The following is a 24,533-nucleotide window of genomic DNA, read 5'->3' on the forward strand; positions in this document are numbered from 1 at the left end:
AAGCAGGAACCCGGTACTGCGCGAGCAGCTATCACCCAGTAATGGGAATCCCCCTCCTGTGACGCGAAGCGCTAAGGTGGGGGAGGATGTCAACATGGTGCTCAACCGGCGTCTGAGCCGCCATCCGGCCCACTGCGTCTATGCGGATCAGCAGGCGGCGGCGGAGGCGGTGGTGGACAAGCTGGTGGCCATGGGGCACAGGGAGATCGCCTTCATCGCAGGCTCTGCGGATTCCCCCACCGGCGCCGAGCGCCTGGCCGGCTACCGGCAGGCGCTGATCCGGCACGGCATCCCGGTGCAGGAGACCTTGATCGCCCCCGGCAAATGGACCCCCGCCTGTGGCGCGGCCGCCGTCTCGACCTTGCTGGCGCGAGGCGCTCGCTTCAGCGCCCTGGTGGCCAGCAACGATGACATGGCGATCGGGGCCATCAAACGGCTGCACGAAGCCGGTGTGATGGTGCCTGACGAGGTCTCGGTGGTGGGGTTTGACGACATCCCCCTGGCCCCTTACGTCATTCCCGCGCTGTCGAGCGTCAAGATGCCGGTGAACGGGATGATCCAGGAGACCATCAACCGCCTGACCACCATGGTGGAGGAGGGGAGCCGGGACGCACTGCCCGCCTTCAGCGGCACCCTGATCCGCCGCGACTCCCTCAGGCGTCTGACGGGCGGAGCCATGATGGCGGTGGGCAGGCCGGGCGGGATCCGTTAGCATAGGCCCCCCGGCGCCAGGCGCCGCGTGTCGTATCAACAGATGAGAGTTCAGATGGATGACCTGTTAGCCCCCGTTCGCCAGTTCCTGCATTGCGAGACCCCGGATGAGTGGGTGGAAATGGCGCGGGATCCCGCCCAGTTGCCGACCCTGCTTATCGATCACGCCAACTGCGAGAACAAGGCGGCACTCACCGCCCACAGCCTGGTGCGCCGCTACTGCCTGCCCAAGGAGAAGCGTCACCTGCTGCCCAAGCTGACCTTCTACCGGGAGCTCGATGCCTTGCCGGAGAAGGCGGAGATCCTCGGCAAGCGCACCATGGGCGAATCAGACAGGAGCGTGTTTGCCGAGCTGGAGCGCAATCCCCTGCTGTTCCCCATGGTGCGCCTCATCCAGGAGGAGTTGCACCACTTCGAGCAGGTGCTGGAGATCATGGCCGCACGGGGCATCCCCTATGGTCCCGTCACCGCCTCCCGCTATGCCCGCAGCCTGCTGACCCATGTGCGCACCTACGAGCCGGCCGCCGTGGTGGACAAGATGATCATCGGTGCCTATATCGAAGCGCGATCCTGCGAGCGTTTTGCCAGGTTGGCCCCTCATCTGGACGAGGAGCTGGGCCGCTTCTATGTCTCCCTGCTGCGCTCGGAGGCGCGTCACTATCAGGACTACCTGGCCCTGGCACAGACGTTCGCAGACGAAGACATCAGCGAGCGAGTGGCCTTCTTCGGTCGCCTGGAGGCCGAGCTCATCTGTTCGCCGGATCCGCAATTCCGGTTCCATAGCGGACTGCCTGTCAGATCTGACAGTTGTTGAGGTGACGGGGGCTGCCTACCATTCCCCTGTTCCTACTACGAGCGACGCAATCACTTTTTGAGCGCAATCCCCCGGCGACTGATGAGACATCAGGCCGGGTTTTTTTATGTCTGGCGCAAGGGGAAACGCGCCGCGGGATCAGCGGCGGTATTCGTTGTTGTAGTTCTGAATGAGGCGGCGGGTGACATCGTGCTGGGGGTCGGCGAAGACCCGCAAGGTCTTGCCGCGCTCCACCACACGGCCTTCGTGCATCACCAGCACCTCGTCGCTGATGTGGCTGACGATCCCCAGATCGTTGGCCACCAGCACATAGCTCAGCCCCATGGTCTCCTGCATCTCCAGCAGCAGGTTGATGATCTGGGAGCGTACCGAAATATCCAGGGTCGAGAGCGCCTCGTCCGCCACCACTATCTTGGGATTGAGGATGAGCGCCCGTGCCAGCCCCACCCGCTGCTGCTGGCCGGCGGAGAGCATCTGGGGATAGAAGAGGGCGTGGTCGGGCAGCATGCCCACCATGCGCAGGGTCTGGATCACCTTCTCCCGGCGCTCCTCCTCGCTCAGGGCTGTGTTGAGGCGAAGGGGGGTCTCCAGGATCTGGCCGACCCGGATTTTCCGGTTAAGGGAGGTGTTGGGGTCCTGGAAGATCATCCGCAGCAGCTTGCAGCGGGTCTGGTAATCGCCGTGGACCATGGGTTGCCCCTCGATGGCGATCTCCCCGCCACTCGGTTCAATCATGCCCGCCAGAATGCGGGCCAGGGTGCTCTTGCCCGAGCCCGCCTCCCCGACGATGGCCAGGGTCTGGCCCACCTCGAGATCGAACGAGAGGGGCTTTATCGCCTCCACCGCGCGGCGCCTGAACAGGCCGGTGCGGTTCTGGTAGGTCTTGCACAGGCCCCTGACCTGCAGCAGGGAAGGTTCGGTCACGACGTGGTCTCCTTGGGTGCGCTCGCCGGATAGAGGGGCTGACGGGGCGGGCAGGTGCCCCGGATCAGGGTCTGGTGCCGGTTCATTTCTTCGGTTCTTCCATGTTGAGCGGGAAGTGGCAACTGAACTGATGCCCCTTGACCTTGCTCATCAGCGGTGTCTGCACGCACTGCTTCTGGGCGTAGGGGCAGCGTGGGCCGAGGCGGCAGCCGATGGGCAGATGCTGCAGCGGCGGTATCACCCCAGGCAGGGTCTCGAGCCGGGACTTGTGGCGCACCAGCTTGTCAAAGTCCGGGATGGACTTGAGCAGGGCATCCGTATAGGGGTGGTGAGGGGATTCCAGGATCTGGTCCCGGGTCCCCACTTCCACCATCTGGCCGCAATACATGATGTTGAGGGTGTCGGTCAGGTTCGCGATGGCGGCGATGTCGTTGCTGATGATGAGGATGGTGGTATTGCCCAGCTTGTTCATCTTGTCCAGCAACCGCAGGATCTGGGAGTGGGTGGTGGACTCCATGGCGCTGGTGGGCTCGTCCGCCACCAGCAGGCGCGGCTGGTTGGCGATGGCCATGGCGATCATCACCTTCTGGCACATGCCGTCTGACAGCTCGTGGGGATAGGCCCGCATGACCTTGCGGTGATCCTTGACCCCGACCCGGTGCAGCAGGGCGATGGCCCGCTTCTTGCGCCACTGGAAGCGCTGCCAGAACTTGCCGGTGAAGGCACTGGTGGGGATGGCCTCTTCGAGCTGGGTGCCTATCTCCTCCGAGGGGTCGAGGCAGCTGATGGGATCCTGGAAGATCATCGCTATCTCCCGCCCCATGATGCGGCGCCGTTCCTTGGGCGCCATGGTCAGCAGGTCCATGTCGTTGAAGCGCATCCGGTCGGCGCGCACCGTCCAGTTGTCCTTCTGGATGCCAACGATCACCTTGGCCACCAGGCTCTTGCCCGAGCCGGATTCCCCCACCAGCCCGCGGATCTCCCCCTCGTTCAGGGTCAGGCTGACTCTGTCCACCGCCTTGACCTTGCCCTGGGGGGTGTCGATTTCGATGGTGAGGTTGCGTATATCGAGCAGGGGCATCAGCAATGTCTCCCGTTCAGGGCGCAGCCGGGTCGCTCAGGGCGTCCGGGGGCGGGGATAGATAACAAGGCTGGCAACATCAGTCGTTCCCCTCTTTGAGTGCTTCGCGAATGCCTTCGCCCACCAGGTTGGTCACCAGCACGCTGAACAGGATGGCCATCCCGGGCAGGGTCACCGTCCAGGGGGCCAGATAGATAAGATCGCTCGAATCGGCCAGCATGGCACCCCACTCCGGCTGGGGAGACTGGGCCCCGAGACCGAGGAAGCCTACCGCAGAGATGTCCAGGATGGCGGCGGAGAGGGTGCGGGTGGTCTGGGTCACCAGGGTCTCGACGATGTTCGGCAAGATGGCCAGACGCATGATCCGCTGGGGCGGAGAGCCGTCGAGGCGGCTTGCGATGATGTACTCCTTCTGCATCTCGGCGTGGACCGCGTTGTAGGTCGCCCGGATGAAAGGCGGTATCAACGCGAGCGTGATGGCGATCAGGGTGTTGAACAGACCCGGCCCCAGGATGGCCACGACGATGATGGCCAGCAGCAGGGACGGGATGGAGAGCAGGGTATCGAGCAGGTGATGGAGCACGCTCGACTTCACCCCTTTGCTCATGCCGCCGAGGATGCCGATGGCCGAGCCGATGACCAGCGCGATGAGCACCACCAGCAGGGCGTTGCCGAAGGTGAGCCTGGCCCCGGCCACCAGACGGGAGAGGATGTCGCGCCCCAGATCGTCGGTCCCCAGGAAGTAATCGATGTTGCCGCTGTTGGCCCAGGAGGGGGCGAGCAGCAGGTGGTTGCTGTGCTGATCGTCGATGCCGTAGGGGATCACCAGGGGGCCGATGAGGGTCACCAGCAGCAGCAGCCCGAAGCACCAGAGCCCCGCCATGGCCAGCGGGTTGCGTCGGTAAGAGGCCCAGGTCTGCTCCAGGGGGGAGAGGATCTTGAGCTCCGGATAGATGTTCGATTTATCGTGCATGATGCAGGCTCCCGTGCTGGTCGCAAGGGAATGGGCACGCCTGTGCGCCGGTGGCCCATGGGCCACCGTGGCTCATCCACAGACCGCAATCAATCTTGTCTTGCATAGAGTTCTTTACGCCGTGCCGGATACATGATGGTGGTCAGCAGATCGGTGCTGACGCTGATGAAGATGACGAAGCTCGCCACCACCAGGAAGGCGCCGCGGATGGCGGCATAGTCCTGCAGCGCGATACTGCTCACCAGCCAGCGGCCGATGCCGGGCCAGTCGAACACCACCTCGGTGATCATGGCGGAGGTGAGCACACTGCCAAGTTGCAGCCCCAGCAGCGGCAACACCGGGGGCAGGGCGTTCTTGAGCCCGTGACGCCAGACGATCTGGCGGCGGGAAAGTCCGCGGCTGGCGGCAGCCTTGATGTAGTTCTGTTTCATCACGTCGATGAGGGAGCTGCGCACGTGGCGGATCACCTCGGTGGTGGGCACCACGGCCAGCACCAGGGAAGGCAGTACCAGATGGCGCAGGGCATCGTGCAGGGCCGCCTCCCGCCAGGGCTCCTGGCTCATCAACACATCGACGATGGCGATCCCGGTGATGGAGGGCACGTCGTAGAGCAGGCTGATCTGGCCGGAGGAGGGGAGCCAGCCAAGATCCAGGGAGAAGAACATCACCATCAGCAGCCCCAGCCAGAAGACCGGGATGGCATAGCCGACGAGGCCGGCGGCCATGATGGAGAGGTCCGGGCTGCGCCCCTGATAGAGGGCCGCGAGGGTGCCCAGAGGGATGCCCACCAGCAGCGAGATGGCGAAGGCGGCGAGGCAGAGGGTCAGGGTCGCCGGGAAGTAGTGACGGATCTCGTCGAGGACCGGCTGGCCGGAGACGCTGGAGAGCCCGAAATCCCCGGCGGCGATGCGCTGGAGGAAATCAGGATAGCCGTGCCAGAAATCCAGCACCTGGGTGATGAGGCGAAACTCCAGGAGGTAGGCCCCCAGAGTCAGCACCAGGAGGGTGATCACCAGCAGGGTGATGCGGCGCAGGATATAGAAAAACATGCTTATGCCTCCTGGGAGCGGTGCGCCGATGGCCCGACGATGGAGTGGTTATCTGTCATGGTCACTCCCGATGTGCCTGGTTGAAGGTGGTGCCGCCAAAGGGCATCAGGGTCAGCCCCTGAATGTCGCTGCGACTCACCTGGGTTCTCAGGGCATGGGCCAGGGGAATGAGCGGCAACTGCTCGTTGAGCAGGGACTGGGCATAGTAATAGTTGCGCAGGCGGAAGGCGAGCTGCGGGGTGGTCACCGCATCGTCCAGCAGCTGATCGAAGGCGGGGCTGCACCAGCGGCTGTAGTTGTTGCCCCGCTCGACGGCGGCGCAGCTCAGCAACTGGCGGAAGAAGTTGTCCGGATCCGCGTTGTCGGCGATCCAGCCCGAGAGCAGGCTGTCATATTGTCCATGGGCGAGCCGGGTCTCGATGACCGGCCAGGCCTGCTGCACTATCTTGAGGCTCACCCCAATCTTGGCGAAATCGCTGCGCATCAGTTGCGCCGTCTTGAGGCCGTCCGGGTTGTAGGGACGGGCGCCGGGTTGCACCAGCACCTGCATCTCGAAGCCGTTGGGGTAGCCCGCGTCCTTGAGCAACTGGCGAGCGAGCTTGAGATCCGGCTTGCGCTGGGGCAGGGAGGGATTGTAGCCCCAGGAGAGGGGCGGCAGCAGGCTGGCAGCGCTCTGGCCGGTCTCGAAATAGACCGCCTGCAGCAGATTCTGCACATTGATGGCGCTGGCGAGGGCCTGGCGCACCTGCACCTTGTTGAACGGGGCCTTGCGGGTATTGAGGGCGAGGAAGGCGACGTTCATCCCCGACTGCACCGACAGATCCAGGTGGGAGTCCTTGTCGATCACCGACAGCTGGCTGGCAGAGGGGGTGCTCATCACGTCGCACTCGCCGGTCAGCAGCTTGGCCAGGCGCTTGGAGGACTTGGGGGTGATGTCGTAGATGAGCTGCTCCATTCTGGCCTCGCCGCCCCAGTAGCCGGGGTGGCGCAGGTAGCGCACGAACTCGTTGTGGCGATACTCCTTGAAGCTGAAGGGGCCGGTGCCGATGGGGCGGCTGTCCAGCTGCGCCGGGGTGCCGGCCTTTAGCATCTGCTCCCCGTACTCGGCGGAGAGCACGATGGCGTAGTCGCTGGCCAGGGTGGCGAGGAAGGAGGCATCGGGGCGGTTCAGCTCGAACACCACCTCATAGGGCCCCTTCTTGTAGACCCGCTTGATGAGGTTGCCGAGCCCCAGGCTGTAAAAATAGGGGTACTCGCCGCCGGAGACGGCGTGGAAGGGGTGGTGTTCGTCCAGCAGACGCTGCCAGGTGAACAGGACGTCGTCGGCATTGAAGTGACGGGTCGGGCTGAACCAGGGGGTACGGTGGAAGGTCACTCCCTTGCGCAGGGTCAGGGTATAGGAGAGGCCGTCCTCGCTGCTTTGCCAGCGGGTGGCGAGCCCCCCTTCGATGCCGAGGGTGTTGGCATTGACCTCGAGCAGGCGATCGTAGATGGGACGGGCACTGGCATCCAGGGTCGCATCCGAATTGGCAAGCTGCGGGTTGAAGGTTCGGGGTGCCCCTTCGGCACAATAGATGAGCCCGGTTTTGGAGGCTTCATCGCGTTTCTGACAGCCGCTGACCAGGACCAGGAGACCAAGCAGCAGGGGGGTGAGCATTCTCATGTTGGAACCATGTTTTCAGACAAAGTTGCCCGCCAGGGGGCGGGCGCGTTGCGGGGGGCGACCGGGCAGGCGCTCCCGTCGGGGGTGACGTGCGCCGCGTTATCCGCGCGCACAGACCCGGTGCCAGGCATCAGCCCGCCTCCTGGTTGCCACTGTTGTCATCCCCGTCCAGCAATTGATATTTGCGCAGCATCCCCCGGAACTGGTGATAGCTCAGGGCCAGCAACTGGGCTGCTTTGCGCTGATTATACTGGGATTGCTGCATCGCTTGCTTGAGTAAATTAATCTCGTACTCCGCCACCGCCCCTTTGAGATCCAGCGGCAAGGTCAGGGTCGGGACCGTTTCTGCCGAGGTCGGCGCGTCCGTGGAAGGGGCGGCGTCACCTCGGGCACGGGGGCGCCAGGGGGAGTCAAAGGGATTGAGCACCAGATCCGCCAGCGGCAGCTGGGGGTTGCCCTGGCGATAGAGGCTGCGCTCCACCACGTTCTTGAGCTCCCGCACGTTGCCCGGCCAGGGATAATCTTGCAGCCGCTGGGTCGCCTTGCGCGAGAAGCCGGCAAAGAGCGGATACCCCAGCTCCCGGGTCATGCCGTGGGCGAAGTGCTCCGCCAGCATCAGGATGTCCTCGCGCCGCTCCCGCAGGGGGGGCAGGGTGATGACATCGAAGGCGAGCCGGTCCAGCAGGTCGTGGCGAAACCGTCCTTTCTCTGCCAGTGCAGGCAGATCCTCGTTGGTGGCGCACACCAGCCGCACATCCACCTTGAGGGGCTTGGCACCGCCCACCCGTTCGAACTCCCCGTACTCGATGACCCGCAGCAGTTTTTCCTGGACCCGGGCGCTGGTGGTGGCCAGTTCGTCGAGGAACAGGGTACCGCCGTCGGCCCGCTCGAAGCGCCCCTGATGACGCTTGGCGGCGCCAGTGAAGGAGCCCGCCTCGTGGCCGAACAGCTCGGTTTCCAGCAGGCTCTCGCTCAAGGTGGCGCAGTTGATGGTGACAAAGCTTTGATCCCAGCGATCCGAGAGATAATGTAGGCGGTGGGCGATGAGCTCCTTGCCGGTCCCCCGCTCGCCGATGATGAGTACGGGCTTGCGCAGCGGCGCGAGGCGCGATGCCTGCTCGATGATTTCTAGAAATGCGTTGGATTCACCCAACAGACTTTCCGTGGCCGTGGTCATCCCTGCCCCTGTGAGTTGAAAAATCTGGTTAATCTTACCAAAAGTTGGTTATTTTAATCATCACTTGTTTCCCCGGGACTTGAACTGCATTCTGAGTGCCCATATAAATCAACAAGTTAAATATTGTTCCAGATTGGCACACAAGTTGCCATTGTCAATGGAGACACAACCCGATGCCTATCACAGGAGTACAATCATGAGCATTTTTTCTCGCCTGGCCGACATCATCAATTCCAATCTGACGGCCCTGCTCGACAAGGCGGAAGATCCCCAGAAGATGGTGCGTCTGATCATCCAGGAGATGGAAGATGAACTGGTGAAGGAGCGCTCCAACCTGGCCCGCTTCCTCGCGAATCAAAAAGAGATCGGCCGTCAGGTGAACCGCCATCAGGAGCGGGTCGCCGAGTGGCAGGGCAAGGCCGAGCTGGCCCTGACCAAAGGGCGCGAAGATCTGGCCCGGGCCGCCCTCATCGAGAAGAGCAAGCAGGCGGAGCTTGCCGACGCCCTGTCTCGGGAACAGCAGGCGGTGGACAGCGGCATCGAGAAGCTGGGGGAGGAGATCCGCCAGCTGGAAGCCAAGCTGGAAGACGCCCGTGCCCGCCAGAAGGCGATGGCCATTCGCAGCGAAGCCGCCAGCAGCCGCCTCAACGTGCAAAGCCAGGTGGCCCGTGGCGACAGTCAGGCCGTGGTGAGCAAGTTCGAGCGCATGGAGCGCCGCATCGACGAGATGGAAGCCCGCGCCGATCTGGGGCAGTCCGACAAGGCGCTCGCCCAGCAGTTTGCCGAGCTGGAAGCGGACGACCAGATCAGCCGCGAGCTGGAAGCCATGCGCCAGAAGCTGGGCCAGCACAATCCGGCACCGAAACAGGGAGAGTAACAGATGGAAGATCTGCTGGGTGTATTGATGGTTCCCATGGTGGTCTTCATGGTGGTGGTGGCCCCCATCTGGCTGGTGCTGCACTACCGCGCCAAGGGACGCATTGGCGCCGGCCTTGCCGATGGTGAGCGTGAACAGCTGCAGGGCTTGCTGGTGCGTGCCGAGAAGATGCAGGAACGGGTCGGCGCCCTGGAGTCGATTCTGGATGCCGAGGTTCCTGGTTGGAGAAACAAGGTATGACGGTTTTCAATGAGAGGTGTCATGACCGTGGCAAAAAGCCGGAGCGGACCGGAACCGTATTGGCGTCGATTCTGGATGCGGAAGTCCCCGGTTGGAGGAACAAGGTATGAACAGTGTCAGTCGTGAAGGGCGCAACCTGTACCGGGATCCCCAGCGAGGCAAGATTGCCGGGGTCTGTGCCGGTCTGGCAGAGTACTTCGGGGTGGAGACCTGGATCGTGCGGCTGCTGGCCATCAGTGGTCTCATCTTCGCCGGTTTCATCACCTTCACCGCCTATATTGCTGCCTGGTTCCTGCTCGACAAGAAGCCGGTCACCCTCTACTCCCAGGAGGATGCCGAGTTCGCCGAGGTGCGGATGAAGGCGCGCAGCTGGCAGGCAGGTGTCACACCTCATCAGGCCCTTGCCCGCATCGGCCAGGAGCTGGATGCACTGGAGCCCAGGGTGCAGCGCATCGAGAAGCTGGTGACCTCCAAGGAGTTCACCCTGCAACGGGAGTTCAGCAAGCTCTAATCGTGCCGGGCCGCGAGGATACCGCCTCGCGGCCGTCTCTCTGATGTGATCACAAGGAGAAGAAGACCCGCCTTGATACGCAACAAACTCGAACATTCCTGGTCGGTGCTCCAGCACAAGGCCGTTGACGCGGTGAACCGGGCTCGGGATCGCCACATCCGGCTGGCGGTCACCGGCCTCTCTCGCAGTGGCAAGACCGCGTTTATCACGGCGCTGGTCAATCAACTGGAGCACGCGGCCATCGACGGTCGTCTGCCACTTTGGGACGCCCAGCGCCAGGGACGCATCCTCGGTGCTCGCCGGGTGCCCCAGCAAAACGCCCACATTCCCACCTTTCCCTATGAACGGGGCCTCGATGCCCTGTTTGGCGATCCGCCCGCCTGGCCCGCGCCGACCCGGGGGGTGGCCGAGGTACGCCTCGAGATCCGTTATCGCACCCGCCATCCGCTGCGTCGGCACCTGGGTGAGATCTCCACCCTCTATGTGGATCTGGTGGATTATCCCGGGGAGTGGCTGCTGGATTTGCCGCTGCTGGATCTGAACTACGAGCAGTGGAGCGAGCAGGTGCGGGAGCAACTGCGTCGTCCCGAGCTGCAAGCCCTGGCGGCAGGCTGGTTGACGCCGCACTGGCAGACGGATCAAGCCTTCGAGGAGCGGGCCGCCAGCGAACTGGCCGCCCGCTACACCGATTATCTGCACGCCTGCAAGCAGGCGCTCGGGCTTCACCTCATCCAGCCCGGGCGTTTCGTGTTGCCCGGCGAGTATGCCGGTGCGCCGCTGCTGCAATTCGTGCCCTGGGTATGGGAGATGCCCACACACTCCCCCGAAGACGGCACCCTCTACGCCACCTTCAAGCAGCGCTTCGAGCAGTACAAGCAGCATCTGGTACAGGGCTTCTATGAGCAGCACTTTGCAGGCTTTGATCGCCAGATCGTGCTGGTGGACTGCCTGGCGCCCCTCAATGCCGGTGCCGCGAGCTTTGGTGACATGCAGCAGGCCATCGCCCGCATCATGGAGAGCTTCGCCTATGGCAAGAGCAACTGGTGGCGCCGCCTGTTCGCCCCGCGCATCGACAAGCTGCTGTTTGTGGCGAGCAAGGCCGATCACGTCACGCCGGAGCAGCACGGACCTCTGGTGTCGCTCCTGCAGCACCTGGTGAGCCGTGGCCGGGGTCAGGCCCGCTTCGAGGGGATAGAGACCGAATGCCTGGCGCTCGCCGCCATCAAGGCCACCGAGGTGGGCAAGGGGGTGGCAGACGGACGGGAATTTCCCGCCATTCGTGGCACTACCCTCTCGGGCGAGCCCTTGCTGCTCTTCCCGGGGGAGGTGCCTGCCCAGATCCCGCCTGCGCAGTGGTGGAAAACTCAAGGGTTTGATTTTCAGGCCTTTCGCCCGTTGCCCATGAGCGCCCATCAGGCGCTCCCCCATATCCGGCTCGATGCGGCGCTGGAATTCCTGCTCGGGGATCACCTCGAATAACGGGTGGGTGGCCCGCTGTGCTCGAGGGGCGCCCACAGGAGAGAATGCGATGAACGATCAGACAAGATGGCGCACCGATGACGCCGCTCCCCTGCAAGGCAAGGTGACGCTGGAGCCCGCGCCCTCGATGGCAAGCGAAGCGCAGCCACCGGCCCCGGCCCGGCGGCTGGAAGAGGAGAGCTTCGAGCCTCTGGACGCGCTGGACGAGCTCACCGAGGTGGAGCCCGCGCTTAACGTCAGGCCTCGGCGCCGTCATCGTCTGCTGGCCTGGGGGCTGGGCGGGGTGGGGCTGTTGTCCCTTGGCCAGTTTGGCGCTTTTCTGGTGGATCAGTTTGCCGCCTCCCCCTTCTGGGGTGGGGCCTGGCTGCTCGCCTCCGGCCTGGTGGCGGTGGGCACCGCCGGGGTGGCGGGGCGCGAATGGCTGCGGCTGCGCACCTTGAAGCGGCGCCAGGATGTGCGCTCAAGAGCCGAAGATCTGCTGGCCCACCAGGGGGTGGGTCAGGGGCAGGCCTTCTGCGAGGCCCTGGCCGAGAAGAGCGGTGACAAGGGGCGTGAAGGGTATCGCACCTGGCTATCCCAGCTTGACGAGAGCCACAGCGATCGGGAAGTGCTGACCCTCTACAGCCAGTTGGTGCTCACCGAGCGGGACAAGCTGGCCCAGGCCCGCGTCGCCAAATGGTCGGGGGAGGCCGCCGTGCTGGTGGCCCTGAGCCCGCTCGCCACGGTCGACATGATGCTGATGCTCTGGCGCAACCTGCGGATGATCGAGGACATCGCCGATGTCTATGCCATCGAGCTCGGCTACTGGAGCCGCATCCGCCTCATTCGCCAGGTGTTTCGCAACATGCTCTATGCGGGGGCCACCGAGCTGGTGACCGAGGTAGGGATGGATCTGCTGGGCGCCGAGCTGACCGCCAAGCTCTCCGCCCGCGCTGCCCAAGGGGTCGGGGCCGGGTTGCTCACCGCGCGCCTCGGGATGCGTACCATGGAAGCCTGTCGTCCGCTCCCCTGGTGTGCCGACGAGAAGCCGAAACTGGGCGAGTTGCGCAAGCGGCTGATCGGCCAGTTGGCGGGTTATCTCAACAAGTCGTGAGGTGGCTGGGATTCGATAGGGATGTCACAAATAATTTACAATTGTCAAAAGCAGCCGACCCCGGGGTCGGCTGCTTTTTTGAGGGGCAAACCGTTACAGTGATCCCATGACTCAACGACCAGTGACCGCCCGGATGGCGGCTGGCACCCGAAGGATGGGATCACTCATGGCAAGTCTCTACACGGCCCGCCAACCGGATGGGCAGGGCAGGATCCACTACACGGACGAGGAGCACGGCACCTGGCGGATCCTGATTGCACGCCAGCTTGCGGCGCTCGATGGCAAGGCCTGCGACGAATACCAGGCCGGGTTGGCACGCCTCGACCTGCCTCTGGACCGCATCCCCCAGCTAGGCGAGATCAACGCCGCCCTGATGCCCGCCACCGGCTGGTCGGTGGCGGCGGTGCCGGCCCTCATCTCCTTTGATCACTTCTTCGCGCTGCTCGCTGATCGCCGTTTTCCCGTCGCCACCTTCATTCGCCGCCGGGACGAGCTCGACTACCTGCAAGAGCCCGACATCTTCCACGAGATCTTCGGCCACTGCGCCATGCTGACCAACCCGGCCTTTGCCCACTTCACTCACCTGTATGGTCGGCTCGGACTCCATGCGAGCAAGGAGGAGCGGGTCTATCTGGCGCGGCTCTACTGGTTCACGGTGGAGTTCGGTCTCCTGCAGGGGGAGGAGGGGCTGCGCATCTACGGCGGCGGCATTCTCTCCTCCATCGGCGAGACCGCTTATGCCCTCTCAGGCAAGCCCGAGCTGCAACCCTTCGATCTGCTGGAGATCCTGCGTACCCCCTATCGCATCGACATCATGCAGCCCACCTATTTCGTGCTGCCTCGTCTCGATACCCTCTATGGTCTGGAGGGGCAGGGGATCATGGCGGCCGTGGCCGAGGCCCGTCGTCTTGGCTTGCGTCCACCCCGCTTTGCCCCCGTTGCCGGCAAGCAGGCGAGCTGACCCGTATTCATTCCCACGATGTTTCATGAAAGGAGTCCCGAATGACTGAACTGGCGAGTCAACGATGCGAGGCGTGCCGCGCCGATGCCCCCAGGGTGAGCGATCAGGAGCTGGGGGAGCTGATGCACCTTATCCCCGACTGGCAGCCCCTGGTGGTCAACGGCGAGCTGCAACTGCGTCGTGAATTTGTGTTTCGCAACTTCAAGGAGGGGCTGGCGTTCACCAACCGCCTCGGAGAACTGGCGGAGGCGGAGTTCCATCATCCGGCGATCTTGCTTGAATGGGGCAAGGTGACCGTGAGCTGGTGGACCCACAAGATAGGCGGCTTGCATCGCAACGATTTCATCATGGCAGCCCGCACCGACGGTCTGATGAAGTAACCGCCGTCTGGCGCCAACGTAGACAGGGCCTGCCCGGTGAAAGCGGGGCAGGCCCGCATTTTTGTGGGGGAGCGCTCGCACTGGCGGGATCGAGTCTGTATTATCCCGTTATTCAGAATGTTAGCTAGGAAGTGTGTGCCGAATGCGTCTTGAAGTCAGCTGTGAAGACCGTCTGGGCCTGACCCGGGAATTGCTCGACCGACTGGTGGAGCACAACATCGATCTGCGCGGCATCGAAATCGATACCTCAGGCATCATCTATCTCAATTTTCCCGAGCTGGAGTTCCGTGACTTTCAGCATCTGATGCCGGAAATTCGCCGCATTCCCGGCGTCTATGACGTCAAGACCATCCCCTACATGCCCTCCGAGCGGGAGCACCACGAGATAGAGGCCCTGCTCAAGGCGCTGCCGGACCTGGTCTTCTCCCTCGACAGCAAGGGGCGGGTGACCCAGGCCAACCAGGCCGCCCTCACCACCCTGGCGTTGCCACCGGACGAGGTGCGCGGCGTGGCGATCGCCTCCCTGGTCAAGGGCTTCTCGTTTGGCCGCTGGCTGGAGTCGGGGGAGATCAAGCCCCAGACCTGCAAGCTCAGCCTCGGCGGCGAGGAGTACCTCGGCGATCTGATGCCGCTGTTTGTGGCCGAGGAGAAGGGCAGGCAGGCTCTGGCCGGCGCCGTGGTGGTGCTCAAGTCCGCCCGCCGGGTCGGCATGCACTTCAGCGCCCTGCACGCGGTGGAAGTGGGGGGCTTTGAACACCTGCAGGCCGAGAGCCAGAAGATGAAGGAGGTGCTGGCCCAGGCGGCGAAGCTCGCGATGCAGGATGCGCCGCTGCTCATCGTCGGCGAGACCGGCACCGGCAAGGAGCTGCTGGCCCGCGCCTGCCACGGCGCCAGCCTGCGCTCCAGCCACCCCTTCATGGCCCTCAACTGCGCCGCCATGCCGGACAACGTGGCGGAGAGCGAGTTGTTCGGCTATGCCCCCGGCGCCTTTGGCAACAACACCGAGGGCAAGCGCGGGGTGCTGGAGCTGGCGAGCGGCGGCACCCTGATGCTGGACGAGATCGGCGACATGTCCCCTCATCTGCAGACCAAGTTCCTGCGGGTACTGCAGGACGGGGTCTTTCGCCGGGTCGGTGACGAGCAGGAGGTGAGGGTCAACGTGCGCTTCATCTGCACCACCCAGAAGCAGTTGCTGGATCTGGTGCACGAGGGCAAGTTCCGGGAAGACCTCTACTACCGCCTCAACGTGCTCAGCCTGGCGCTGCCGCCGCTGCGCGAGCGCAAGGCGGACATCATGGCACTGGCCCAGCAGTTCGTCGCCCGCTTCGCCAGCGAGTTGCAACGTCCCAAGCCGCGCTTTACCCGCAACATGGCCGAGTACCTCACCGCCTACCGCTGGCCGGGCAACGTGCGCCAGCTGCGCAACTGCCTCTACCGGGCCATGACCCTGCTGGAAGGGGACGAGCTCGGCCCCGAGCACGTGGATCTGCCGGTGGCGGCCGATGCCATGCCCCTCATCGACGAGTGGTTCGAAGGGGGGCTCGACGAGGCGGTGAAGCGCTTCGAGAGCCGCCTGCTGGAGCGCCTCTATCCGGCCTTCCCCTCCACCCGCCAGCTGGCCAAGCGGCTCGGCGTCTCCCATACCGCCATCGCCAACAAGCTGCGCGAGTACGGGATTGGCAAGAAGTAGCGGCTGAGCTGCCCGTGGCGTGCGCTGACGCGCACCCCGGGCGGCACTGCGACACCTCGTGACGCACCCTGCGTGCGGGCGGATGGGGCAACCCCCTCGGGCTGATAAGCTCGGTACGACTCCCTTCAGGCAATCCCTTCATGGGCGTCGGCCCACCCCATTGTCGACGTAAACATAAGTGCGGACATCATGCAGTTGTTGTCTTTCATCCGGATTTTTGTGTGGCTGTTGCCACTGGGCTGCACGCTGGTGCTGGCCAATGCGGCCGTGGCGGCGACCTCGGCCGAGCTTCGCAGCGAGCTGGTGCGCCAGACCGTGCTCGACATCCTCAGCTACACCCGCTGGCCCAAGGAGCCTGCAAAGCTTCGGCTCTGCATTGCGGCGCCGACGGAATATGCCGGCGCCCTCTTTGCCATCGAGCGGCAGGCCAACGGGCGCCCGGTGGACGTGCATCGCTACGGGCTCGACGACGAGGCACTGATCCAGCGCTGCGATGTGATCTATCTGGGGGTGCTGGCCCCGGAGCGGCGTCTCCCCCTGTTCGAGCGACTGCAGGGGCACGCCATCCTCAGCATCAGCGAACAGAGCAGGGAGTGCATCGCCGACGCTGTCTTCTGCCTTCAGCCGGACACGGATCGGGTCCGCTTTCGGGTCAACCTGGATGCGCTCGCCCGCAGCGGCGTGCGGGTGCACCCGGCCGTGCTGAAGCTCGCCAAGGCTGACGAGGGCGCACGATGACGACTGCACCCGCAAGCCCCAGGCTCACCCTGCGACAGAGCCTGGGCCGCACCCACATGATGATCTCCCTGACCGCCGTCTGCATGGCGGGCCTGTTCCTGACCATCACGGCGCTGCTGGCGCTGCGCCTCTATGCGGATCACAACCTCGAGCTGGTGGCCCGCGCCATCAGCTACACCTCAGAGGCCGCCGTGGTGTTCGATGACGAGGAGGCGGCGAAAGATGCCCTGGAGACCATCACCTCCCGGGAGGATATCGCGAGCGCCAGCATAGTGCTGCCCGATGGCCAGGTGCTGGCAAGCTGGCGCCGTGCCATCACCACCCCCTGGACTACCCTGGAGCAGCACCTGGCCCGCCTGATCCTGCCGGGGCCGGTGGAAGTGGCCATGGTGCGGGAGAGCCGGGAGATAGCCCGGGTGCACCTGGTGGGGCACGGACAATATCTGCTGCACTTCCTGCTGCAGACCCTGCTGGCGACCCTGGTGCGCCTGTTGCTCAGCATCCTCGGGGCTCTCCACGTGGCGCGCCGCATGCAGCGCTCCATCACGGCGCCCCTCAAGGCCCTGGCCGAGGTCGCCTACAGTGTCAGTCGCCAGCGCGCCCTCAAGCAGCGGGTGCCGGCGGCCAACATCGCCGAGCTGCACGCGCTCGGGGAGGACTTCAACACCCTGCTCGACGAGCTGGAGGCCTGGCAGGCCCACCAGAAGCGGGAAAATGCCAGCCTGCTGCACCGGGCCACCCACGACGCCCTCACCGGCCTGCCCAACCGGGCTCTGTTCGAGGCGCGGCTGGGGCAGGCCATCCAGGGGGATCAGGAGCGCTTCGCCCTGCTCTACCTCGACTGTGATCGCTTCAAGCAGATCAACGACACCCTGGGCCACGGGGTAGGCGACGAGGTGTTGATCGCTCTGGCGCGGCGGGTGCAGCACCAGCTCAGACCGCTGGATCTGGTGTGCCGCCTCGGGGGCGACGAGTTTGTCATCCTGCTCGCCCCGATCCGGGACGAGCACGAGGTGCACGAGGTGATGACGCGGATCCAGCAGGGGATGAGCACCCCTGTGGTATTGAGCGACGGCCGCCACCTCGGGGTGGGCATCAGCATCGGCGCCGCCCTCTACCCCGAGCAGGGGGAGACGGCGGAGGCCCTGTTGCAGGTCGCCGACGACGCCATGTATCAAGCCAAACGACAACGTAAGGAGGAAGAAGCACACAGGAGAACCACGTGAAGTTGAACCGGACATAGTGAAAGGACCATAACAATGATCATTTTGAAGGCGCTAAAAATCGGGCTTGTTGCGCTGCTGCTGGGAGTGCTGGCCGGGTGTCAGAGTGCGCCCCAGGGGCTCACGGCGGAGCAGATCGCCACCCTCAGGGAGCAGGGATTTCAGCTGACCGATGAGGGCTGGACCCTGGATATCTCCAACAAGGTGCTGTTTGCCAACAATGTCGGGGCCCTCACTCCCCAGACCCGCCTGGTGGTGGAGCGTCTTGGCAAGACCCTCATCGGCGTCGGTCTGAACCGGGCCAGGGTGGACGGCCACACCGACTCCAACGGGGAGGCGAGCTACAACGAGCAGCTCTCGCTCAAACGGGCCCGCTCCGTGGCCGATGTCCTGATGTCGGTGGGCATGCCACCTGCGAACCTGGACATCCGCGGCCGGGGTGAAGCGGCGCCCATCGCCGACAACGGCACCGCCGCCGGACGAGCGGAGAATCGCCGGGTCGCCATCGTCATCGACAACGGCTGAGCCATTTTGTCCCTGCGTCGGCATGACGAGGCTGTCTCTGATGTCCGACTGCGTGTGTGATACCACTCTCCTGCCGGGGAGTGGCTCTCTTCCTCCTCCAGCATTGTCCTTCCCTTTCTTCTATTCATCCCGCTGTTTCCGCACCCGCTTCGACGGCGTTGAACCTCCTCCGCTCCTGAGAATCCTGGCTGAGCACCCAGGTCCAGAACTTGATCCAGCACAAGGGTGGCTTTGTTGATATTGGTTATCATTTGCATTATTTGCAGATGGTAGCCACAGTGATGACCCCCCTGTTTACCCCGACCATGACGGGTCTTGCGACCCCGGATCCCCTCGCATTCGCCTTCACCGCCAAGACCTCAGCCCACGCCAGCCGCGGCGGTGCCGGGCCCCTGATGCTCGACGAGGCGGGCTGGCAGGCTTGGTGGCAGCAACCGAGCCAGGCCGAGGCGCGGGCGCTCTACATCCACGTCCCGTTTGCCGCAAGCGCTGCAGCTTCTGCAACTTCTTCGAAAATGGCGCCAATCCGGCGCGCATGAGCCGCTATATGGCGGCCCTCTGCGAGCAGCTGACCAGGGCGGCCAAGACCCCCTTGGTGCAGAGCCAGTCCTTCTCCGCCGTCTATGTGGGCGGGGGCACGCCCACCGACATGGCGGCGGGCGATCTGGCTCTGCTGGCCAATGCCATTGGTCGCTTCCCCCTGACTTCGGATGTGGAGCTGACCCTGGAGGGGCGCCTCAACGGTTTCGATGACGCCAAGTGGGAGACCGCGCTGGCGGGGGGCTTCAACCGCTTCTCGTTCGGGGTGCAGAGCTTTGATACTCGCGTGCGCCAGCAGGCGGCCCGCTTCGACGACAGGGAGACCCTGTTGGCCCGGCTAGGGGCGTTGACCCGCCACGACGAGGCCGTCATCGCGGCGGATCTCATCTTCGGTCTGCCCGGCCAGGACGACTTCGTGTGGCGCCAGGACGTTGCGGACGTGATGGCGAGCGGCGTGCACGGGGTGGATCTCTACCAGCTCATCGCCATGGCGGGCACCAACCTGGCCCGCGCCGGGGAGAAGGGGACATTGGGCTGGGCCGCCGATGGCCCGCAGCGGGCTGCCATGTATGCCCAGGGCGCCCAAACGCTGGAGGCGGGAGGCTGGCAGCGCCTCTCCTGCAGCCACTGGCGGCGCACCCCCGCCGAGCGCAGCCGTTACAACCAGATGGCGAAGTGCGGCGCCGAGATCCTTCCCTTCGGGGCGGGGGCGGGGGGCAACATTCACGGCCACGGCCTGATGCAGGGGCGGGATCTGGCCGCCTGGCACGAGGCGCTGGCCGAAGGGCGACGCCCCCCAGGCATGGTGATGGGGCAGACCCCCGATGTGCGCATCGACGGTCTGCTGCGGGGAGGCCTGGACGCGGGCTGGCTGGATCTGACGTGCCTGCCTGCGCCGCTGCGGGCCCATTTGCTGCCGCTGTTCGAGCGCTGGCAGGCGCACGGACTGGCCGAGCTCGGTCAGGAGCGCCTTGAGCTCACCCTGGCGGGACGCTTCTGGAACGTCAATCTGCAGGCCGGGCTGTTTGAATACGTGCAACGCAACCCGCTGGCGGGGGAGCAGGGGGGCGCCGGGTCATCCGGCAACCGGGCGGCGGTACACCCCACCTTGGTGTAGAGGGTGGGAGAGGGAGGTGAAGTGCAGTGCAGCGGGGGCGCCATGAGTGCCCCCGCTGGGTTAGGGGTTGTGCACCTCTTCCACGCGCACCCGCAGCTGGCCCTCGGCCAGGGTGGTGACCAGGGGCTGGCCGACGTTCACCTGAGCGGCGCGGCTGATCACCTCGCCGGTCGGGGTGCGTACGATGGCGTAGCCGCGTCCCAGGGTGGCCAGCGGGCTGACCCCGTCGAGGCGTGCGCTCAGCATGGCGAGGCGGTGTCCGGCCACATCCTGGCGCCGGGCAATCAGGGCATGGAGCCGCTCCTCCGCGAGCTGGTGGCGGCGCTTGCCGGCGGCCAGCAGCTTCTCGGGGCTTTTGGCCTGCAGGCGCAGCTCAAGATTGGCCAGGCGTCGCTCCCCCTGATGCAGGCGGCTTGCCAGCAGTTGCTGCAGGCGGGCGGACAGCTCGTCGAGGCGCTGGGACTGCTGCTCCAGCCGGCGCTTGGGATCCTGGTGGTCGAGCCGCTTTTGCAGCAGGGCGAAGCCGTGGCGGGCGGCGGTCTGGTGGCGGTTCATGGCCTGGGTGAGCCGCTGGCGCAGGTGCACGAGGCGCTGGGCGCGGGCACTCCTGTCCGGCGCCACCAGCTCGGCGGCGGCGGAGGGGGTGGGGGCGCGCAAGTCAGCGGCAAAGTCGCTGATGGTGACGTCAACCTCGTGACCCACGGCGCTCACCACGGGGATGGCGGAGCCGTGGATGGCACGGGCCACCGCCTCCTCGTTGAAGCACCAGAGATCCTCCAGTGACCCGCCGCCGCGCCCGACGATGAGCACATCCACCTCGGCGCGCCGGTTGGCAAGCATGATCGCCGAGACGATCTGGGCGGTGGCGGCGCTGCCCTGCACCAGGGTCGGGTAGATGAAGACGGGCAAGTCCGGGGCGCGGCGGCGCAAGACGGTCAGCATGTCGTGCAGGGCGGCGCCGGTGGCCGAGGTGACCAGACCCACGGCGCGGGGCTCTCGGGGCAGGGGGCGCTTGGCCCCCTCGTCGAACAGCCCCTCGGCCCCGAGGCGGCGCTTGAGCTCCTCGAAGCGCAGGGCCAGCATGCCGTCCCCGGCGGGTTGCATCGACTCGATGATGAGCTGATAGTCGCCCCGGGGCTCATAGAGGGAGACCCGGGCCTGCACCAGCACCTGCATGCCGTCCTGGGGGCGGAACGGCACCCGGCGGTTGTTGCCCTTGAACATGGCGCAGCGCACCTGGGCCGACATGTCCTTCAAGGAGAAGTACCAGTGGCCCGAGCTTGGCATCGCGAGGTTGGAGAGCTCCCCGGTCAGCCACACCAGCCCCAGATCCTGCTCCAGGATCATGCGCACGGCGCTGTTGAGGCGGGTGACGGTAAAGATCTGCTGCTTGTTCTGGCTGGATTGGTTGAGCTGATTCAAGGCTGGCCCTGCTGTGGTGTCCGCCGGGGCGGGAGAAACGATGGGGGCCATCTTACCCCAGTTGTGCCCATCTGCCGAGCCATGGGGCCCGACAGATGAGGCTTTGCCCTACTCCTGCGCCCTGGCCGGCTTGGCGTGGCTGGTCACCAGCCAGACCGCGAGGCAGACCACGGCGCCGCCGAGCACGAAGCCGCCGGTGAGGGTTTCGCCAAGCACCAGATAGCCCCAGAGGATGCCGAACGGCGGGATGAGGAAGGTGACCGTGAGGGAGCGCAGGGGCCCGATGTCGGCGATCAGCCTGAAATAGAGCAGATAGGCGAAGGCGGTGCAGAGGAGCCCGACCGCCAGCACGCTGGCCCAGACCCCAGGCTGGGCCCAGTCGACGGCGGGCCCGCTCGTCAGGCTGTAGCCGAAGAAGGGGAGCAGGAAGAGGACGGCCCCGATCTGGCTGCCGAAGGCCACCAGCTTCGCGTCCAGTCCGCCCCGCTCGGTGATCCAGCGCCTCGTCAGGAAGCCAGCGCAGCCGTAGCAGGCGGTGGCGATGAGGCAGGCCAGCACCCCGATGGCGAGCTGACCGCTCAGGTCGACCTCCCCCGTGGTGGTGATGAGCCCGATGCCCACCAGCCCCAGCATGACCCCGGCCCACTTGCGCAAGGTCAGCTCCTCGTGAAAGAAGGAGAAGCCAATGAGGGCCCCCATCAGCGGCGTGGTGGCGTTGAGGATGGCCGAGTAGCCGGCGGGCAGCCAGAGGGCCGCCACGGCGTACATCAGGAAGGGCACGCCGGAGTTGATGATGCCGAGCACCATGATGGCTTTCAGCTTGCCGTGAAACTGCATGGGGGTGCGCAGCAGCAGGAGCATGGCGGCGAGCCCGACGAGGGCGAAGAAGACCCGCAGGAAGGTGGTGTTGATGGAGCCGAACGCCGGCGCCGCGATGCGCATGAACAGGAAGCTGGCGCCCCAGATGGCGGCCAGCGCCAGCAGCCTCCCATAATCCGATGGTCTCATCGTCTCTCCTTGAATGAGCCGCCCGGTGCCCGGGATGGCAAGGGCGGCCCTGCATCATGGCGGCAAGAGCCCCCAATGGCAACGGCGCCGTGCAGAGCGCTGATCCTACCCCCCGATACGGCCGTCACGGGGAGCGCCTCTCTATCCTGGGAAGTTCGACCCCATGCCCAGAAATGAAAGCGCTATCAATCACATACAGCTTATTTCCTGGTCTATGGCGGTCACATTTCGCACCTTATGGCCACGAATCGACCACGGCGACTTCTAGACTGGTCGGGCTCATCTGAAGGCGGGACGTCGCGGATGGGGGAATGCCGGGGCACACCGGCATCACACACAACACAATGAAAAACAAAGGACTATCAATGGCTAGATGGATACTCGTGGCCGGAATGTTGGGGACCATGATCACGCCGCCCGGGATGGCGGCGGAGTGGTTCTTCCGGGGCACCGCAAATGGATGGGCGGCGACCGCCATGGCGTCGACCGACGGCGTCAATTTTGAAACCTGCCAGCGCTTCGTGAGCGGCGACGCCAGTGGCGGGCCGCGCTTCAAGATAGACAGGTACGGCAACTGGCAGCAGAGCTACCCGGCGGCCGACTACGGGGTCAATGCCAACACGGCGTACCAGATCCGCATCAACGCCACGACCCAGGCGGTGAGCACGACGGCGGTCGCCAGTTGCGAGGCCTCGGGGTTTGCAAGCACTCTGCCGCAGCTCAATGTGCGCGGCACCTTCAACGGCTGGGCCAGCCTCCCCATGACCCTGATAGGGGATCACCTGTGGCAGGCCGAGGCCTACATGGATGGCAAGGCGAGCCAGCGCCTGAAGTTTGATCAGGCCGGCGACTGGGCCATCAACTTCGGGGACAGCAACGGCGACGGCGACATCTTCTGGAACGGCACCGGCACGGTGCGCATCCAGGTCAATGACCAGACCCTGGCCTACAGCATCGTGCCGCTTGGGGATGACAACCAGCCGCCGCTTGCGGTCATCACCCCGGGGGGCACGGTGAACGTGGCCCAGGGTGCGGCGCTCACCCTGAGCGGCAGTGACTCCACGGATCCCGACGGTCAGATAGCGAGCTATCTGTGGAGCAGCGGCGAGACCACGGAGAGCATGGTCGTCAACACGGCACAGACGGGCACCTTCACCTATGGCCTCACGGTCACCGACGATCAGGGGGCCAAGGGCAGCAGCAGCGTGAGCGTGGTGGTGGCCGCCGGACAGAGCGGCGACAGCTGGTACTTCCGCGGTACCCCCAATAACTGGGGTCTCACCCCCATGACAACCGAGGATGGCACCACCTTCTGCACCGAGCAGGCGTTTGGCAGCAGCAACCCCCGCTTCAAGATTGACCACAAGGGGGACTGGACCGAGGCCTATCCTGCCCAGGATTACCTGGTCAGCGCCAACACCCGCTATCGCATCTGCTTTGACAGCCAGCGCAAGGTCGTTGAACTCGAGACCCTGGCGGGGGCAGATGTGCAGGCCCCCACGGTGACCGCTACCCCGGCGCCGGGGAGTTATGTGGACAGCCAGTCCATCACCCTGGGAGTGAGCGACGATCAGGACGCCGCCCCCGCCGTGCATTTCACCACGGACGGCAGCCAGCCCACCACGGCGTCGGCCTGTTATGCAGGCCAGCCCCTGGTGGCGAACGACAAGGGGAGCGGCACGGACCTGGTGATCCGCACCCTCGCGGTGGACGAGAGCGGCAACCAGCGGGAGCAGCGCTTCGAGTACCGTATCGGCGAGCAGGGGGTGGCGAGCGGCGATTTTCGCGCCGAGAGCATCTACTTCCTGCTGACGGCCCGCTTCTATGACGGCGATGCCGGCAACAACTACCATAACCGGGATCGCTACAAGGCGGGGGATCCCCAGTGGCGTGGCGACTTCAAGGGTTTGATCGCCAAGCTCGACTACATCAAGGATCTCGGCTTCACCGCCATCTGGGTGACGCCGCCGGTGGAGAACCGCTCCGGCCTCGACTACCACGGCTACCATCTTAAATGCGAAAGGGGACTCCCTCCGACGTAGGTGGGAGGGGAATTTCGCCGGGGCGTCAGCCCCGCTGGTTTTGAATGTATTGCTTGATCACCTCTAACGGCGCACCGCCGCAAGAGCCCACAAAGTAAGAGCGTGACCAGAGTACGGGTTTGCTGTAAGCACCCCTCAAGTCCAGAAATTCATTACGCAGTCGCCTTGATGTGACCGCCTTTAACGAGTTCACCAGCACCGATAGCTGCACTGTTGGGCCGTACTCTATCAGCATGTGAACATGATCAGCCTCTCCGTCACACTCTTTCAGTTCCGCACCAAAATCTCTGCAAAC

Annotated in this window: 22 protein-coding genes and 2 pseudogenes; 15 read left to right on the forward strand and 9 right to left on the reverse strand. The window is 64.9% G+C overall.

Annotated features, from left to right (window positions below):
* The first annotated feature begins 58 nt into the window (after positions 1 to 58).
* Both AB5Y54_RS18830 and miaE read left to right on the forward strand, forming a co-directional pair.
* Positions 59 to 712: a substrate-binding domain-containing protein gene (locus AB5Y54_RS18830; protein WP_270834015.1), complete on the forward strand. Its 654-nt coding sequence runs from the start codon at positions 59 to 61 to the stop codon at positions 710 to 712.
* A gap of 54 nt (positions 713 to 766) precedes the next feature.
* Positions 767 to 1,525, forward strand: coding sequence for a tRNA-(ms[2]io[6]A)-hydroxylase (gene miaE / locus AB5Y54_RS18835; RefSeq protein WP_042016277.1), 759 nt, complete (start codon positions 767 to 769; stop codon positions 1,523 to 1,525).
* 138 nt (positions 1,526 to 1,663) lie between these two features.
* Here miaE and AB5Y54_RS18840 read toward each other — a convergent pair whose 3' ends face one another.
* The 6 genes from AB5Y54_RS18840 to pspF all read right to left on the reverse strand — a co-directional run bounded on the left by AB5Y54_RS18840 (position 1,664) and on the right by pspF (position 8,392).
* Entirely contained in the window at positions 1,664 to 2,449 is a 786-nt protein-coding gene (locus tag AB5Y54_RS18840; protein ID WP_039039015.1) for an ABC transporter ATP-binding protein, read from the reverse strand.
* Positions 2,450 to 2,531: 82 nt separating this feature from the next.
* Positions 2,532 to 3,530, reverse strand: coding sequence for an oligopeptide/dipeptide ABC transporter ATP-binding protein (locus tag AB5Y54_RS18845; protein ID WP_010674529.1), 999 nt, complete (start codon positions 3,528 to 3,530; stop codon positions 2,532 to 2,534).
* A gap of 79 nt (positions 3,531 to 3,609) precedes the next feature.
* Positions 3,610 to 4,503 carry an ABC transporter permease subunit gene (locus tag AB5Y54_RS18850; RefSeq protein ID WP_010674530.1) on the reverse strand — a complete coding sequence of 298 codons (894 nt, stop codon included), beginning with the start codon at positions 4,501 to 4,503 and terminating at the stop codon, positions 3,610 to 3,612.
* A gap of 89 nt (positions 4,504 to 4,592) precedes the next feature.
* Positions 4,593 to 5,552 carry an ABC transporter permease subunit gene (locus AB5Y54_RS18855; protein WP_010674531.1) on the reverse strand — a complete coding sequence of 320 codons (960 nt, stop codon included), beginning with the start codon at positions 5,550 to 5,552 and terminating at the stop codon, positions 4,593 to 4,595.
* Between the two features lie 61 nt (positions 5,553 to 5,613).
* Positions 5,614 to 7,209 (reverse strand): ABC transporter substrate-binding protein SapA, encoded by a 1,596-nt coding sequence (gene sapA / locus AB5Y54_RS18860; protein WP_109112924.1) that lies wholly within the window; start codon positions 7,207 to 7,209, stop codon positions 5,614 to 5,616.
* Between the two features lie 136 nt (positions 7,210 to 7,345).
* Positions 7,346 to 8,392 carry a phage shock protein operon transcriptional activator gene (pspF, locus tag AB5Y54_RS18865; protein WP_069784998.1) on the reverse strand — a complete coding sequence of 349 codons (1,047 nt, stop codon included), beginning with the start codon at positions 8,390 to 8,392 and terminating at the stop codon, positions 7,346 to 7,348.
* 196 nt (positions 8,393 to 8,588) lie between these two features.
* On the opposite strand from pspF, the gene pspA reads away from it, so the two are divergent.
* The 12 genes and pseudogenes from pspA to hutW all read left to right on the forward strand — a co-directional run bounded on the left by pspA (position 8,589) and on the right by hutW (position 19,766).
* On the forward strand, positions 8,589 to 9,269 hold the full coding sequence (gene pspA, locus AB5Y54_RS18870; RefSeq protein WP_069784999.1) for a phage shock protein PspA: 681 nt from the start codon (positions 8,589 to 8,591) through the stop codon (positions 9,267 to 9,269).
* 3 nt (positions 9,270 to 9,272) lie between these two features.
* Positions 9,273 to 9,509, forward strand: coding sequence for an envelope stress response membrane protein PspB (gene pspB / locus AB5Y54_RS18875; protein ID WP_005300084.1), 237 nt, complete (start codon positions 9,273 to 9,275; stop codon positions 9,507 to 9,509).
* 106 nt (positions 9,510 to 9,615) lie between these two features.
* A complete protein-coding gene (pspC, locus tag AB5Y54_RS18880; RefSeq protein WP_010674535.1) occupies positions 9,616 to 10,020 on the forward strand; it encodes an envelope stress response membrane protein PspC in 405 nt (134 codons plus the stop codon).
* A 72-nt stretch (positions 10,021 to 10,092) separates the two neighbouring features.
* Positions 10,093 to 11,499 carry a YcjX family protein gene (locus AB5Y54_RS18885; RefSeq protein ID WP_069785000.1) on the forward strand — a complete coding sequence of 469 codons (1,407 nt, stop codon included), beginning with the start codon at positions 10,093 to 10,095 and terminating at the stop codon, positions 11,497 to 11,499.
* Between the two features lie 49 nt (positions 11,500 to 11,548).
* Positions 11,549 to 12,592 carry a YcjF family protein gene (locus tag AB5Y54_RS18890; protein WP_039039020.1) on the forward strand — a complete coding sequence of 348 codons (1,044 nt, stop codon included), beginning with the start codon at positions 11,549 to 11,551 and terminating at the stop codon, positions 12,590 to 12,592.
* A 166-nt stretch (positions 12,593 to 12,758) separates the two neighbouring features.
* Positions 12,759 to 13,553, forward strand: coding sequence for a phenylalanine 4-monooxygenase (phhA, locus tag AB5Y54_RS18895; protein WP_041215282.1), 795 nt, complete (start codon positions 12,759 to 12,761; stop codon positions 13,551 to 13,553).
* Between the two features lie 41 nt (positions 13,554 to 13,594).
* Positions 13,595 to 13,933 carry a 4a-hydroxytetrahydrobiopterin dehydratase gene (locus AB5Y54_RS18900; protein ID WP_010674539.1) on the forward strand — a complete coding sequence of 113 codons (339 nt, stop codon included), beginning with the start codon at positions 13,595 to 13,597 and terminating at the stop codon, positions 13,931 to 13,933.
* A gap of 142 nt (positions 13,934 to 14,075) precedes the next feature.
* A complete protein-coding gene (gene tyrR / locus AB5Y54_RS18905) occupies positions 14,076 to 15,623 on the forward strand; it encodes a transcriptional regulator TyrR (RefSeq protein ID WP_052815259.1) in 1,548 nt (515 codons plus the stop codon).
* 189 nt (positions 15,624 to 15,812) lie between these two features.
* Positions 15,813 to 16,361 (forward strand): YfiR family protein, encoded by a 549-nt coding sequence (locus AB5Y54_RS18910; protein WP_052815260.1) that lies wholly within the window; start codon positions 15,813 to 15,815, stop codon positions 16,359 to 16,361.
* Positions 16,358 to 17,587 (forward strand): diguanylate cyclase, encoded by a 1,230-nt coding sequence (locus tag AB5Y54_RS18915; RefSeq protein WP_368154179.1) that lies wholly within the window; start codon positions 16,358 to 16,360, stop codon positions 17,585 to 17,587. The genes AB5Y54_RS18910 and AB5Y54_RS18915 overlap by 4 nt, the downstream gene beginning before the upstream one ends.
* Positions 17,588 to 17,620: 33 nt before the next feature.
* Positions 17,621 to 18,109, forward strand: coding sequence for an OmpA family protein (locus tag AB5Y54_RS18920; protein ID WP_043760992.1), 489 nt, complete (start codon positions 17,621 to 17,623; stop codon positions 18,107 to 18,109).
* 281 nt (positions 18,110 to 18,390) lie between these two features.
* Positions 18,391 to 19,766: pseudogene (hutW, locus tag AB5Y54_RS18925) on the forward strand (heme anaerobic degradation radical SAM methyltransferase ChuW/HutW).
* Between the two features lie 60 nt (positions 19,767 to 19,826).
* On the opposite strand, the gene xseA reads toward hutW, so the two are convergent.
* Positions 19,827 to 21,188, reverse strand: a complete 1,362-nt coding sequence (xseA, locus tag AB5Y54_RS18930) for an exodeoxyribonuclease VII large subunit (RefSeq protein WP_052815262.1) — start codon at positions 21,186 to 21,188, stop codon at positions 19,827 to 19,829.
* A 108-nt stretch (positions 21,189 to 21,296) separates the two neighbouring features.
* Positions 21,297 to 22,196 (reverse strand): DMT family transporter, encoded by a 900-nt coding sequence (locus AB5Y54_RS18935; protein ID WP_052815263.1) that lies wholly within the window; start codon positions 22,194 to 22,196, stop codon positions 21,297 to 21,299.
* Between the two features lie 476 nt (positions 22,197 to 22,672).
* Here AB5Y54_RS18935 and AB5Y54_RS18940 point away from each other — a divergent pair.
* A pseudogene (locus AB5Y54_RS18940) lies at positions 22,673 to 24,205 on the forward strand (alpha-amylase family glycosyl hydrolase); the annotation flags it as partial.
* A gap of 58 nt (positions 24,206 to 24,263) precedes the next feature.
* Here AB5Y54_RS18940 and tnpA read toward each other — a convergent pair.
* On the reverse strand, positions 24,264 to 24,533 hold a 270-nt coding region (gene tnpA, locus AB5Y54_RS18945; RefSeq protein WP_210558359.1), incomplete at its 5' end, for an IS200/IS605 family transposase.

Origin of the sequence: Aeromonas sp. s9 (assembly GCF_040907765.1) — a bacterium.
GTDB lineage: Bacteria > Pseudomonadota > Gammaproteobacteria > Enterobacterales > Aeromonadaceae > Aeromonas > Aeromonas caviae.